At 61.6% G+C, this 13309-nt stretch carries 14 protein-coding genes; 6 read left to right on the top strand and 8 right to left on the bottom strand.

Annotated elements, in window-relative coordinates; genetic code table 11:
- The first annotated feature begins 54 nt into the window (after positions 1 to 54).
- Complete coding sequence (gene pyrF, locus ACP7EG_RS18090) at positions 55 to 879, top strand: orotidine-5'-phosphate decarboxylase (protein ID WP_426088729.1); 825 nt, start codon at positions 55 to 57, stop codon at positions 877 to 879.
- Positions 880 to 945: 66 nt separating this feature from the next.
- On the opposite strand, the gene sbcB is transcribed toward pyrF, so the two are convergent.
- The gene (gene sbcB, locus ACP7EG_RS18085; RefSeq protein ID WP_426088728.1) at positions 946 to 2394 is read right to left on the bottom strand and encodes an exodeoxyribonuclease I; all 1449 of its coding nucleotides are present in this window, start codon (positions 2392 to 2394) and stop codon (positions 946 to 948) included.
- A 146-nt stretch (positions 2395 to 2540) separates the two neighbouring features.
- On the opposite strand from sbcB, the gene ACP7EG_RS18080 reads away from it, so the two are divergent.
- A complete protein-coding gene (locus ACP7EG_RS18080; RefSeq protein ID WP_426088727.1) occupies positions 2541 to 3170 on the top strand; it encodes a DUF5610 domain-containing protein in 630 nt (209 codons plus the stop codon).
- Position 3171: 1 nt separating this feature from the next.
- Here the strand turns inward: ACP7EG_RS18080 and ACP7EG_RS18075 are convergent, their stop codons facing one another.
- The 5 genes from ACP7EG_RS18075 to ACP7EG_RS18055 form a co-directional block, all read right to left on the bottom strand.
- Positions 3172 to 4137, bottom strand: coding sequence for a GGDEF domain-containing protein (locus tag ACP7EG_RS18075; RefSeq protein WP_071079324.1), 966 nt, complete (start codon positions 4135 to 4137; stop codon positions 3172 to 3174).
- A gap of 263 nt (positions 4138 to 4400) precedes the next feature.
- A complete protein-coding gene (locus ACP7EG_RS18070) occupies positions 4401 to 4778 on the bottom strand; it encodes an HPF/RaiA family ribosome-associated protein (protein WP_034781728.1) in 378 nt (125 codons plus the stop codon).
- A gap of 200 nt (positions 4779 to 4978) precedes the next feature.
- Positions 4979 to 5644: a DUF1345 domain-containing protein gene (locus ACP7EG_RS18065; RefSeq protein ID WP_426088726.1), complete on the bottom strand. Its 666-nt coding sequence runs from the start codon at positions 5642 to 5644 to the stop codon at positions 4979 to 4981.
- Positions 5645 to 5682: 38 nt separating this feature from the next.
- Complete coding sequence (locus tag ACP7EG_RS18060; RefSeq protein ID WP_426088725.1) at positions 5683 to 6954, bottom strand: MFS transporter; 1272 nt, start codon at positions 6952 to 6954, stop codon at positions 5683 to 5685.
- Between the two features lie 76 nt (positions 6955 to 7030).
- Positions 7031 to 8056, bottom strand: coding sequence for a CDP-6-deoxy-delta-3,4-glucoseen reductase (locus ACP7EG_RS18055; RefSeq protein WP_426088724.1), 1026 nt, complete (start codon positions 8054 to 8056; stop codon positions 7031 to 7033).
- Positions 8057 to 8068: 12 nt separating this feature from the next.
- Here ACP7EG_RS18055 and ACP7EG_RS18050 point away from each other — a divergent pair, with 12 nt between their 5' ends.
- The 4 genes from ACP7EG_RS18050 to ACP7EG_RS18035 all read left to right on the top strand — a co-directional run bounded on the left by ACP7EG_RS18050 (position 8069) and on the right by ACP7EG_RS18035 (position 10280).
- The gene (locus ACP7EG_RS18050; RefSeq protein WP_426088723.1) at positions 8069 to 8986 is read left to right on the top strand and encodes an SDR family oxidoreductase; all 918 of its coding nucleotides are present in this window, start codon (positions 8069 to 8071) and stop codon (positions 8984 to 8986) included.
- 83 nt (positions 8987 to 9069) lie between these two features.
- Positions 9070 to 9330, top strand: coding sequence for a hypothetical protein (locus ACP7EG_RS18045; protein WP_426088722.1), 261 nt, complete (start codon positions 9070 to 9072; stop codon positions 9328 to 9330).
- Between the two features lie 198 nt (positions 9331 to 9528).
- Positions 9529 to 9798 (top strand): hypothetical protein, encoded by a 270-nt coding sequence (locus ACP7EG_RS18040; RefSeq protein ID WP_426088721.1) that lies wholly within the window; start codon positions 9529 to 9531, stop codon positions 9796 to 9798.
- A gap of 242 nt (positions 9799 to 10040) precedes the next feature.
- Complete coding sequence (locus tag ACP7EG_RS18035; protein ID WP_029496207.1) at positions 10041 to 10280, top strand: hypothetical protein; 240 nt, start codon at positions 10041 to 10043, stop codon at positions 10278 to 10280.
- Positions 10281 to 10367: 87 nt separating this feature from the next.
- Here ACP7EG_RS18035 and ACP7EG_RS18030 read toward each other — a convergent pair whose 3' ends face one another.
- On the bottom strand, positions 10368 to 11111 hold the full coding sequence (locus tag ACP7EG_RS18030) for a glycine-rich domain-containing protein (RefSeq protein ID WP_426088720.1): 744 nt from the start codon (positions 11109 to 11111) through the stop codon (positions 10368 to 10370).
- A gap of 188 nt (positions 11112 to 11299) precedes the next feature.
- On the bottom strand, positions 11300 to 13144 hold the full coding sequence (locus tag ACP7EG_RS18025) for a CHASE domain-containing protein (RefSeq protein WP_426088719.1): 1845 nt from the start codon (positions 13142 to 13144) through the stop codon (positions 11300 to 11302).
- Positions 13145 to 13309: the final 165 nt, after the last annotated feature.

The raw sequence follows: 13309 nt of genomic DNA, 5'->3' as shown, positions 1-13309 counted from the left end.
GACCGCGCCGCGTTACAATACGGGGTTTGCAACTGAATATAGAGAAGGTGTGCCGTGAATTTCATCAATAAATTATCCGCCGCATGGACGGCCAATAATTCCCTGCTGTGCGTGGGATTGGACCCGGACCTGGCGAAACTGCCGGCCGAACTGCGCGATCTGCCCGATGGAATCACCACCTTTTGCACGCGCATCATCGACGCCACGGCCGACCTGGCCTGCGCCTTCAAGCCGCAGATCGCGTATTTCGGCGCGCTGGGCGCGGAAAAGCAGCTGGAAGACATCTGCCGCTACGTGCGCGAACATTACCCGCACATCCCCCTGATCCTCGATGCGAAACGGGGCGACATCGGTGCCACGGCCACACAATACGCGCGCGAAGCGTTCGAGCGCTATGGCGCCGACGCCGTCACCGTCAATCCCTACATGGGCGAAGATTCGCTCGATCCCTACCTGGCGTGGAAGGACCGCGGCGTGATCATCCTGTGCCGCACCTCGAACCCGGGCGGCTCGGACCTGCAATTTCTCGACACGGATGGCGTGCCCCTGTACCAGCGCGTGGCACGCCTGGTGGCCGAGAAGTGGAACAAGAATGGCCAGTGCGCACTCGTCGTCGGCGCCACTTTCCCTGAAGAACTGGCGCAAGTGCGCGCCATCGTCGGCGACATGCCGCTGCTGGTGCCCGGCATCGGCGCCCAGGGCGGAGATATTGCCGCGACCGTCGGCGCGGGCCAGACGGCGAACGGCATGGGCATGATGATCAGCTCGTCGCGCGCCATCATCTACGCCACGCCGCAGGCGGGCGAAGATTTTGCCGCCGCCGCACGCCGCGTGGCGATCGAGACGCGCGATGCGATCAATGCGCATCGTTCTGTATAAAAACCCAACACCTTAAATGCCGGGGTCGGACCCTCAGGGTCCGACCCCAGTCTCTGCATTAGGGTTTCAGTCGCGCATGGGCGCCACCATCTCCGCGTAATCGTAGAGCTCGCCCAATATCTCCTCACCCCGTTCATCGACCGACTCCGACAGCACGTCGATCTCCGTAAACAGCATTTCGATGGTGCGGGCGCCGCCGTCGCCGTCGAACAGGCGGGCGGCGCGGTGCTGTTCCCAGCGCAGGCTTTCCGCTTCGCTCAGGGTTTGCGGGAAATTGCGGGCGCGGTAGCGGAACAGCAATTCCTGCAAGCGCTCGTCGGCAAACGAGGGGCGGGCTGTGGCCAGCTTGGCCGGTGTATCGCGGCGCAGCGATTCGAGCAGGCGGCGGTCGTCGTTGCTGACGAAACCGTTGTACAAATCTTCATCCACGTCCAGCGCGACGTTCGCGCCCGGGCGCTGGAACACTTCGGCCCAGATCGCATCCATGTTCGGCGCCGTGGCGGCCAGCTGGGCGTTGACCTTCGCCGCATCCATGTCGATGCCCCATTGCGTGGCCATGGCCGGCGACAGGGTCTTTAAATTGCCGACCAGCATGGGCGATTTGTTCAAATGTACGCTTTTCACGGGCAGGCGCGTCATGCCTTCCGGCATGGCTTCCTTGCGCGTAAACAAACGCGTGCGGATGGTGTCGGCGTCCAGGCTGAACAGTTCGCGCGGATCGTAGGCGCAATCCCAGACGAGGATTTCATTTTTGTTGCTCGGGTGCGTGGCCAGCGGCCAGACGACGCCCAGGCAGCCCCGTTCGGCGGGGAACATGCCGGACACGTGCAGGAAGGGCTGGCGCTCGGCGGCGGCCAGGTGCATGCCCATTTCGCTGGCGACCCTGTCCTTCTTGTGCAGGGCCAGGCAGAATTCGAACAGTTTCGGCTGTTTTTCGCGGATCAGGCGGGCCAGGGCGATGGTTGCGCGCACGTCGGACAGCGCATCATGCGCCGCTTCGTGGGCCAGGCCATTGGCCTTGCTCAGGTGTTCCAGTTTAAAACTGGTCTGGCCATCGTCGCGCTTCGGCCATTGAATGCCTTCCGGGCGCAGCGCGTGCGTCATGCGCACCACGTCGAGGATGTCCCAGCGGCCGCAATGGTTCTTCCATTCGCGCGCATACGGGTCGATCAGGTTGCGCCAGAACAGGAAACGCGTGACTTCATCGTCGAAACGGATGGTGTTGTAGCCTACGCCGATGGTGCCCGGTTCCGAAAAGGCCGCTTCGATGGTGGCGGCGAACTGGTGCTCGGGCACGCCCAGCTGCAAGCATTGCTGCGGCGTGATGCCCGTGATCAGGCACGCTTGCGGGTCTGGCAGGAAATCATTGGCAGGCTGGCAATACAGCATGATCGGCTCGCCGACCTCGTTGAGTTCGGCATCCGTGCGGATGGCTGCGAACTGGGCCGGGCGGTCGCGGCGCGGCTGGGCGCCAAAGGTTTCGTAGTCGTGCCAAAGGAAAGTCTGGGTAGTCATTGATGGTCGTTGCTTAATTGGTTATCTGGGCCGCTCAAAGAGTCGCTGCTACAGTTTTCTGAAAACCTGCCGATACTACACGAGAGGATGGTCATCATGGCGTTTCCCGCATGGTGGCATATATTGCCCGTTCAAGGAGGTCTATCGTGTCAATTCCCATCGCCGCAAGCGGCAATTCCACCCCTTCCGTGACTTCCGTCAGTACGGGCGTTGCCGGCAAGGACGATAAAGTCCAGAAAAAGGACGGCGTCAACACTGAAATGAGCGTGAACGAGCGCAGCAAGCTGCAGTTGAACGCCTCCATCATGCAGGCGTCGCTGAATGTCTCGATCGGTTCGGAAAACGAGCCGCTGGCGCTGCTGTACAAGACAGCCATCACGAATATCAATGAAGCGCTGAAGGCTCAGTACGGCGACGATGCGATCCAGAACGCTGCCTCGCAAGACAATAGCGCCGAAGCGACGGCGAGCCGCATCGTATCGCTGTCGACGGGTTTTTTTGACGCGTTCAAAAAACAGAATCCCGGCATGGACGACGATGCGGCCCTGACCAAGTTCATGGACACCATCAGCGGGGGCATGGAAAAAGGCTTCAAGGAAGCGCGCGACATCCTGGACGGCTTGAAAGTACTGAATGGCGATATCGCCGGCAATATCGACAAGACGTACGAGCTGGTGCAGAAGGGCTATGCGGATTTCATCGCCGCGCACAGCAGCAAGAAGGATGATGCGGCCAAACCGGATGCAAGCAAACCGGCCGACAGCAAGGCTGCCTGAGCTACAGCATGACCCTGTTGCGCCCGCTTGCCTTCGCGCGGTAAAGCGCCGCGTCGGCGGCCGCGATCAGTGCCTCATCGTCCTGTTCGGCCGCCAGGCTGGCCACGCCGAAGGAGCCCGTGATGTGCGGCAGCGCGCTGCGCATGTCGGCGAAGATAACGGCGTGCTGCATGCGTTCGCACAGGCGCTCGGCCACCCGCAGGGCCACGTGTTCGTTGGTATCGGGCAAGATCACCATCATTTCCTCGCCACCATAGCGCACGGCAAAATCCGTCGGCCGCAGGGCTGCACCCAGCACTTGCGCGGCGATGCGCAGCGCCTGATCGCCCGCCTGGTGGCCGTGCGTGTCGTTGAAGCGCTTGAAATGGTCGAGGTCTATCATCACCAGCGACAGCGGCGAGCCGCTGGCGTGGGCGGTGATGATCATGTTCGGCAGTAAGTCGGTCAGCCAGGCGCGGTTGTACAGGCCCGTCAGGCTGTCGACCATCGACAGCTGGCGGTAGAATTCGCCCAGTTTCTGGCGCCGGCGCAGCAGGGCATTGGCGGCGCGGATGCGGAAGGACAGCAAGCGCAGCAGGTTGCGCGCCAGGCCGTTCGATTGTTCGATCAATTCCCAGACGACGGCCGCGTCGATCACCAGCAAATCGGTTTCTTCCAGGGCGGAAATGGCGGCCAGGTTGCTCGCTTCATCGAGCACCGATTGTTCGCCCACGCTTTCGCCGGGCAAGACCTTGCTGACGGTGCCGTCATCCATGCCCGTATGGGTGTCGGCCGCGACGGCCAGCGAGCCGCGCAGGACGATGTACAGGCTGGTGCCCTGGCTGTCGGCAATGGCTTCGCCCGCTTCGAGGCGCATGACGGGGCAGGGCGCCAGCATGGCGGCCGTCTGGCTGTCCGCAGCATCGCTAAATAGCTGTAAATCGCCGATATTGCAGCCTGAAGCGCCGAAGTTGCCGATCTGTTCCACAATCATACTTTCAAAAAGCCGGTGCGCGCGAGCAGAGGACCGGTATCTTCATGATAGCGTAAAGCGGCCTTGGCTGTAACGGCAAAGGCTTGCTTGATGTCACTTACTGTGGGAAATACGACAATTATTTCATTCTCGCGTCCATGCGCTGGAATGCTGCTGGTTTTGGCATTCTTGTTGCCGCGCGCGAAAGGCGGGGCGAATGTGCAAAGGCAGCCTTGAACGGCTGCCTTGGTCTCTGAAGAATGCTGCAGTGGGGGGAGTTACTCGGCGGTTTCTTCCGCTTCAGCCGTATCGATCACGGCATTCTTGCCGGTGGCGTGGCGCTTGCTGTCTTGCAGGCGGCCCAGGGCACTATCGATGGCGCGTTTCAGTTTGTCGGTGGCGCCGGCAACGGATTGATGCACGGTGGCGTTCTGTTCGGTCACGGCAATCGGTTGATAGCCAGCAACGCGTGCTTCCATGACGCAGCGGATATCGTCAGCGCCGCCTTTCGGGCCATTCGTGTCGCTGATGTGGACTTCGATGCGGGTCAGGTTGTCGCGGAAGCGGTTCAGTGCGCTTTCAAGTACGGATTGCACATGTTCGTTCAGTCCAGCGGTGTTGGCGATGGTGCTGTCGGTATGAATATTGATTTGCATATGCTTACTCCTGTCAATTCAAAAAAAACCCATCTCAGGCGTGCTGCGGCCTGGTTGCTGCCTCATGCACATGACCTCTGTGCATGGAACTTATCTTACTCCTCTTTCTGGTATTTCAAGAGGGTGCGCACGATTAAGATGAGCTTAACCCTTCAGCCAGGTCAAGTTTCCTCGCAGAATCTTTTCAGGCCGACGTCCGCTTATCCATTGATGAGGCCGGCGGCAATATTGATCGACAGGCCCAGCACGACCAGGTTGAAGAAGAAGCTCAGCACGGATTGTCCCAGCACGATCTGCCGCATCAGGCGCGTCTGCACGCAGACATCCGACGTTTGCACGGCCACGGCGATGGTGAAGGCGAAATACAGAAAATCCCAGTAATCGGGGTTTTGCTCGTCGTCGGGAAACTTCAGGGGGCGTAGCGTGGGGTCTGCCTGGTAATACAGGTGGGCATAATGAAAGCAGAACAGGGTGCCGACGAGAAACCAGGAACCGACCAGGGTGAGGATCGTCAAGCCGTAGTGCAGCGCGCGTTCATCCGGCGCCATGTCTTTCATCGAAGACAGCTGCGAGACGATGGCCACCAGGCTCATCACGGATGCGACGGACAGGGCCGACAGGACCGTGGTGGCCCGCTCATCCTGGCGCGCGGCCATCACCTTCACCTTGTGATGGTTGGCGCGCATCATCATCCAGGCCATCGTCGCCAGGTAGAACCAGACGGCAACATTCCACGCCGTCAATAAACGCGTCATCTGTTGCCAGGACGAGGGTAGCAGCAGGCCGGCCGTCACGCCGATGGCCGTGGCCATGCTCAGGTGGGGGCGGCTGCGGATGAAGCTGTGCAAGGGAAACGTAATTTTCATGCTGCAAGTCAGTCAGTGGCAATAGCGCATCTTATAGCTTATGTGCCTGCCGCGGTGGCCGTCCTGGCGGCCGCTTCCTTTTCGTGGTGGGGAAAGCGGTCCATGCGCGACAGCACGGGGAACAGCACGGCCCATACGCCCGTCACGGCCAGGGTGGCGGCGCCGCCGAAGAGCACGGCGCGCACCAGGCCGAACCAGCCGGCTGTCAGGCCCGATTCGAATTCGCCCAGCTCGTTCGAGGCGCCGATGAAAACGGCATTCACGGCGCTGACCCGGCCGCGGATCTCGTCGGGCGTCTCGAACTGCACCAGCAGGTGGCGGATGTAGACGCTGACCATGTCGCCGGCGCCCATCAGGAACAGCGCCGCCAGCGCCAGCGGGAAATAGCTGGTGCTGCCCAGCACCAGGGTGCCCAGGCCGAAGACGGCCACGCCGCCGAACATCCACGCGCCCACGCGGCGCGTGATGGGAAAGATGGCCAGCGCGATCGAGCACAGGGCGGCGCCGGCGCCCGGCGCCGTGCGCAGCAGGCCCAGGCCGCTGGGGCCGATATGCAGCACGTCATGCGCGAGCGCCGGCAGCAGGGCCGTCGCGCCGCCGAACAGCACGGCAAACAGGTCGAGCGAAATGGCGCCCAGCACGATAGGTTTCGACCAGACGAAGCGCAAGCCTTCGAGCAGGGTATGCCAGCTCACTGGGGCGCGCTGCACCACTTGCGGTGCCGGCGTGGTGGCGCGCATCAGCAGGACGGACAGCACCAGCAAGGCCGAAGAGATCAAATACACCACCTTGGGGCCGAAGTAATACAGCAAGCCGCCCAGGGTAGGCCCCAGGATGATGGCTACGTGCGAGCTCGACGAGCTGAGCGCGACGGCGCGGCTGAAGTGTTGCGTGGGCACCATGTTTACCAGCACGGCTTGCGTGGCCGGCATCATGAAGGCGCGCGCGCTGCCGAACAGCACCAGCACGGCAAACACGGGCCAGACGATGGAAATATTGCTTAACGTAAACGCCAGCAAGGCCAGCGCGCAAGCGAGCTGCGCCGCCAGGCACCAGGCGATGATGTTGCGGCGGTTGTAGCGGTCGGCCACGTGGCCGGCCGGCAAGATCAGCACGAGGAAGGGGGCGAACTGCGCCAGGCCGATCAGGCCCAGGTCGAACAGGCTGCCCGTGATCTGGTACACCTGCCAGCCGATGGCCACGCTTTGCATCTGCACGGCCAAGGTGCCCAGCACGCGTGCGGACAGGTAAAAAGCGAAATTGCGGTGACGCAGGATGCTGAAGCCGTTGCCGGCGGACGCGAGGGACATGAGATTTCCAGGGAACAGCGGGGTGGAGCGGTGGCGGCAGCGGACGCCGCGCCAGCAGCCCCCGCTGTCTGGATGCTTACTTGGCCAGGTCTGCTTCCGTGGTGAAGGCGTCCGCGTAGAACTCGTCGGCTGGAAGTTGACACAATTGTACGAAATCGCGGTTGGCCGATTCGACGACGATCGGTGCGCCGCAGGCATACACCTGATACGCGGACATGTCGGGCAGGTCGGCCATGACGGCCTGGTGCACGAATCCCGTGCGGCCGCTCCAGGCGTCTTCCGGCAAGGCTTCCGAGACGACGGGCACATAGGTGAACTGCGGCAAGTCGGCGGCCCACTGGCGGCACAGCGCATCCATGTACAGGTCGTGCGGACGGCGTGCGCCCCAGTACAGGGTGATCGGGCGCGGCGATTGCTCGTTGATCATGTGCTCGACGATGGCTTTCAAGGGGGCAAAGCCCGTGCCCGAGGCCAGCAGCACGACGGGCTTGTCGGAATCTTCGCGCAGGAAGAAGGTGCCCATCGGGCCTTCGAAGCGCAGGATGTCGCGCTCCTTCATGCTGCCAAATACCTGGTCGGTGAACAGGCCGCCCGGCATGTGGCGGATGTGCAGGCTCACGGGGCCGCCGTCGACGGGCGCGCTGGCCATGCTGTAGCTGCGGCGTTTGTTATCGCGCAGCATGATTTCGATATACTGTCCGGCACGGTAGTGCAGGCGCTCGCTGGCCGGCAATTGCAGGGTCAGCACGACGACGTCGGGCGCGACTTTTTCGATGGTGGTCACGCGCGACGGCATTTTCTTGATCGGGTAGTCGCTGCTGCCCGCCACTTCGCGCGCCTGCACCACCAGGTCGCCCTGCGGCACGGCGCAGCACAGCAGCGAGTAGCCAGCGGCCGCTTCATCTTCCGTCAGGGAGCGGGCCTGGTATGGCTTATGCTGTACGCTGCCGGACATGATCTTGCCCTTGCAGGAGCTGCAGGCGCCGCTCTTGCAGCTATACGGCAAGCCCACGCCGGCGCGGATCGCTGCCGACAGGACGGTTTCGTCCGCTTCACAGCTGAATTGGTGGCCGCTGGGCTGAACAGTAATTTGAAAAGTCATACAATCCTTGAGATGAAAAATATGTTAATGCACTCTTTGCGCAAGCCGGTGGGCTTGCCGCGCCTGCTGATCCTGGGCTGCGGCGACATCGGCATGCGTCTGCTGCCCCTGCTGCGCGCGCGCTTTCGCGTCTTTGCCGTCACCAGCCAGCCAGCGCGTTGCGCGCAGCTGCGGGCGGCTGGCGCCGTGCCCATCGTGGCCAACCTCGACGACCGCGCCAGCCTGAAGCGGCTGGCGGGACTGGCGACGATGATCGTGCATCTGGCGCCGCCCTTGTCATCGGGCTTGCTGGACCGGCGCACGCGCAATCTGGCCGCCATTTTACCCGAGCATGCACGCCTGGTGTATGTGAGTACCAGCGGCGTGTATGGCGATTGCGCCGGCGCCTGGGTCGATGAGACGCGCCCGACGGCGCCGGGCAATGCGCGGGCGAAGCGACGCGTGGATGCGGAACAGGTTTTGCGTGCCTGGGGCGCGCGCCGCGGCGCCAGCGTGGCCATCCTGCGCGTGCCCGGCATTTATGCGCCCGACCGCCTGCCCCTGAAGCGCCTGCGCGAAGGTACGCCGGCCCTGGCTGCGGGCGACGATGTGTACACCAACCATATCCATGCCGATGATTTGGCGCGCATCATCGAACGGGCCTTGTGGCGCGGCAAGCCGGGACGCGTGTATCACGCCAGCGATGACAGCGAACTCAAGATGGCGGAATATTTCGATGCCGTGGCCGATACGTTTGGCCTGCCGCGCCCGCCGCGCCTGCCGCGTGCCGAGCTGCGGCAAGTGGTCACGCCGATGCTGCTGTCGTTCATGTCCGAATCGCGCCGCCTGCACAATACGCGCCTCAAGCGCGAGCTGGGCGTGCGCCTGCGCAACGCGCGCGTGGCCGATGCCTTGCAGTCGCTGTCTGCCGATACGGCCGGCATCGGGTAAAATGGCCGGTTATCTGCGCACTTTGCCGGGCCGGTGCGCAGCGCGCCGTTGCGGCGGTGCGCCATTCACTTAAGGACTACAGCATGACCACCCTCACTTACGAAGAATACCTGGACGAGGTCACCACCGTCCTGACGGAACTGTATGACCTCGACGACGACGCCGCCATCAAGCTGGTCGTCGCGGCGCAGGATACCGAATTTTTTGTTCCGCACGATGCGCATGAGGAAATGCGTACCGCCGAGCAAGCCAAGAAAGATGCGGTCACCCTGTTCGAGCGCAAGCAGAATCGCCAGCAAACGCAGGAAAAACAGCAACAGCGCGTGCGCCAGCAAAAGAAATAAGAGCAAGCCATCGGCCGCCAGGCCGCTGGAGCATGGCGCAGTGTGGGCTTCGGCGCAACACCGGAGCCTTGCCATTTGATGCAACGCAAACACGTCATGGCGAGCTGGCGATATGGTGAGCAATGTCGTCACGCGGCCTGGCTATTTGTGGCGGGCCCTACATAGCGCGACGCTGTTTCCCGCCAGCAGGAGCGAACCATGCGAGCTACGAGTCACCCCAGCAAGGAACAGGTGCGTGCCTATATGCGGCGTCGCGAACGTGCGCTGCAGCCGCCACCGCCGCCCGATGAAATTCGCAGGCAACTGGCCTGGTGCCGCGTGGACGCCTTCCCCGGCACTTGCCTTCCGGCCACGCCGGCCGGCGTGGCCGCGCAAGGCTGGCATTTATCCGCCGACATGGCCCGCCTGAGCACGCTCATGGCGATTGCCTGGCTGATACACAGCGGTGTTCCTCATTGTAAAAATTGATGACTTGCAGCAAATTTCTCCGATTTGAGTTATCCTCTAGCACATTCCAAGTGCGTCAATTCTCTTCAATTATCACAATTTTGCTTTAAGTTACGCAAAAATCAACAATAGCGTGTATTATATTGTTTGTGGCGTAAAGGCCGCATAAGTGATGGCGCTTTTTAGTGTGTTTACCCTGAATTATTGCAGAAGAGACATTCGGTTTCTTTGTGCACTAATACAACAAGTACGGATTTTTGATCATGTCTCTCAAACAAATTACCTCTTTGCCTACCTACAACCCGAATCGCGTCCTCGATGCGATCATCGACAAGCTGCAACTGAAAAACGATGCCGCCCTGTCGCGCGCGCTGGAAGTGGCGCCACCGGTCATCAGCAAGATTCGTCACAACACCTTGCCGATCGGCGCCACGATCCTCATCCGCATGCATGAAATCAGCGATTTCAGCATTCGTGAACTGCGCGAGTTGATGGCTGCCTAAGAGCGCCTGACAGACGGCAAACTGAGAGGTGCCGTCTGGGTACGTCAGGCTTGCCGCGTGCGGCAGCCACATCTGTTTTCCGTTTTTCTATTGCGGGGCGCGGTTCAGTACCGGACGATCGACATAGAAACGCCCCATTTCCAGGCTGGTCGAAGACGACTTGAGCACCGCTGCTGCCAAGGTGGCGGGCGCGCCGGAAAATGCCGTGCTGGCAGCGCCCGTCGCGCGGCCCGAATACGCCGTCGCCTGCACCGCTGCACCGGAAAACGCCGTCTGCCCGGCCCGGCCCGAGTACGCTGTCGCTTGCACCGCTGCACCGGAAAACGCCGTCTGCACGGCCCGGCCCGAGTACGCTGTCGCTTGCACTGCGGCACCGGAAAATGCTGTTTGTACAGCCCGTCCTGAATACGCCGCCTGTACGGCGCGCCCCGAATACGCCGTTTCTGCGCGGATATAATCTTCCCCGAACGTTTGCTCATACAGCTGCTTCATGCGCTCGCCCACGCGCTGGTGCGCCGCTTCGTCGTCTTCGCCGCGCAGGCCGATGTACGGAAAGTGATGCAGGAAGTAGCCGAAGACCTGTTCGCAGTCCGCCGCATATTTCAGGGTGTCGAGGATGTGGTAGTGCCAGAAGGTATCGACATCCATCAGCGGCGCTGTTTCTTCTTGCGGAAACTGTTTCATCAGGATCAGAAAGCGCCGGTACTCGAACTCCACCGCATTGGCCTTCTCCAGGCTCCATCCTTCGCCTGACTCTCGGTGCATCAGCTTGACTTTGATCGCGTCCAAATTCAAATCGGCAATTGCCTTGAAACTGTCGTTCGTATCCATGAATGTCCTTGTGGTAAAGAGCGTTGTGGGAAATACAGTGCAACAAGGGAGAGTGGTGGGGGTGTACTCCTGGTAAATAGTTAAGGAATGCCTAGCCCATGGCGGGCAGGTGCTGAGTTGTTCTACATCAATATTGCATCTAATTACAAAATACGCAAGCTGAGCTTGTTTCATGCGGGACGTGCCTGTCAGGTGCTGGCCCGGCTGTCTTCCTGGTAGGGAAATGCCGTGGCGTCCGCACCCAGCGGCACGCTGACATGCACGCTCATGCCTGCGCCGGGGCTGCTTTCGATGTAGAAAGTACCGCCCAGCAACTTGATGCGCTCCTCGATGCCCACCAGGCCAAACGAGCCCAGCTTGTTGCGTCCGTCGATGGCCGCGCCCACGCCGTTGTCGCTGACGCTCATCGACACGGTGTCGCGGCACTTTTCCAGCTTGACTTGCACGCGGCTGGCATTGGCATGCTGGGAAATGTTGCTGAGCGACTCTTGCAGGATGCGGAACAGGGCCGTGGCGCACTGGTCGCTCAAATAGATATCGTCATGGCTTTCGCTGATTTCGCAGGCGATGCCGGTGCGCTGGCGAAATTGCGCCACCTGCCATTCGACGGCCGCATTCACGCCCAGATCCAGCACGGTTGGACGCAAGTCGTTGATGATCTGCCGCACGCTTTTAATCGTGGCGTCGATCTGCTCCAGGGTCGAGCGGGCGCGGGCGTTCAGGCGCGGATGGCGGCGCTGCGTGCGCGAGGCCAGCATGTCGGCATCGATGCGCAGCACCAGCAGATTCTGTCCCAGGTCGTCGTGGATTTCGCGCGCGATGCGCTTGCGCTCCTCTTCCTTGATCCGGTCGGCGTGGGCCGCCAGGCGGCGCAGTTTCTGGTGCGACAGCTGCAGGCGGATCTGGCTGGCGCGCAATTCCTCCGTCATGCCCGTCGCCAACTGGATGGCGCGCCGGCGCGACGACGCCAGAGTGTGAAACAGCATGTACAGCAGCATGGCGCTGGCAAAACCGGTCAGCAGGGCCAGCCACGGCAGGAAGGCATCGAAGCGCGTATACAGGTCGCTCTTGCGCACGCTGAACAGCGCTTGCCAGACGCGGCCATTGTGTTCGATCAGCATCGTGCTGCTCAGGTAGCGTCCGGAGTTGCCGGGCAGCCACCATGGCGCATGCATGCCCGCCGTCGTGCTGTCGAAGATGGGGCGCATATCGTGCGGCAAGTCCGGCTGTTCAAGCGCCTGCTGGCCGATATCGAACAGGGTCAGGCGGACATTGTGTACCGGCATGTCGGCCAGCGCGCTGCGCATCATCGTCACCAGGTCGTAGCCGATGCCAACGGAACCCTGGTAGGCCGCGCGCCTTTGCTCCAGCGTATCGGTCGGCATGCCGAAGCGGTACACGGGCAGGCGCATGGCCATGCCCGTCAACTGCGGCCGGCCTTCCATCGGCACGGGGGCGCCGGAATTGCAGATCTGCCCGGTATCGCGCGACTGCGCCAGCGTTTCGGCGATCAGGGGCCGCGAAGCGATGTCATAGCCATACTTTTCCGCAGCGCTGGCAATCGGCTCGATGTAGACCAGCGCGGAATAATGGGGGCGCGGGCCGGGCGGATGGATGGCAAACGCCGGATAGCCGTCGCGCCCGGGCGGATAGTCGCGCTGCATGGCCGCTTCGAAGGCGGCGCGCTGCGACTCGTCGAGTTCCCGGCTGTAATTGAGATTCATCACGCCCGGGTAGTTCTGTTGCAAGGCGATGTTTGCCACGTAGCGGTGGAATTGCTCGCGGCTCACGTGTTCATTCGCGTGAAACAGGCTGGCCGTACCGCGCAGCAAGTTGGTATACGACTTGAGGCGCGATGTGATGGTTTTCTGGGTATTGCGCGACAGATTGTTGAACAGCTCGCTGGCATCGTTTTCGATCGACAGCGAGGCGGCCATGTAGAACAGCAGGCCCACCATCAGCGACATCACGACGCCGAGCATCCAGAGCGGTTTTTTTTCAGCAGATAAGTGTTTGCCGGCAGTAATAGACATCGCCATCCGCATCAGGAAGAGGAATCGGGTGCCGCCTGTGTGCTGGAGGCTGTACTGAGTTGCATAATCACTATCGGCATTGCAAATTGCTCAATAGCTGCCTAATATACAAAATTATCGTGAATATAGTCAACAGGCAATATTTTGCTGGTGGCTATGTTGCTA

The organism is Janthinobacterium sp. PSPC1-1 (assembly GCF_049897625.1).
Classification (GTDB): Bacteria; Pseudomonadota; Gammaproteobacteria; order Burkholderiales; family Burkholderiaceae_D; genus Janthinobacterium; species Janthinobacterium tructae.
Note: the sequence above shows the minus strand (reverse complement) of the source record. Positions and strands in the feature narration are given on the sequence as shown.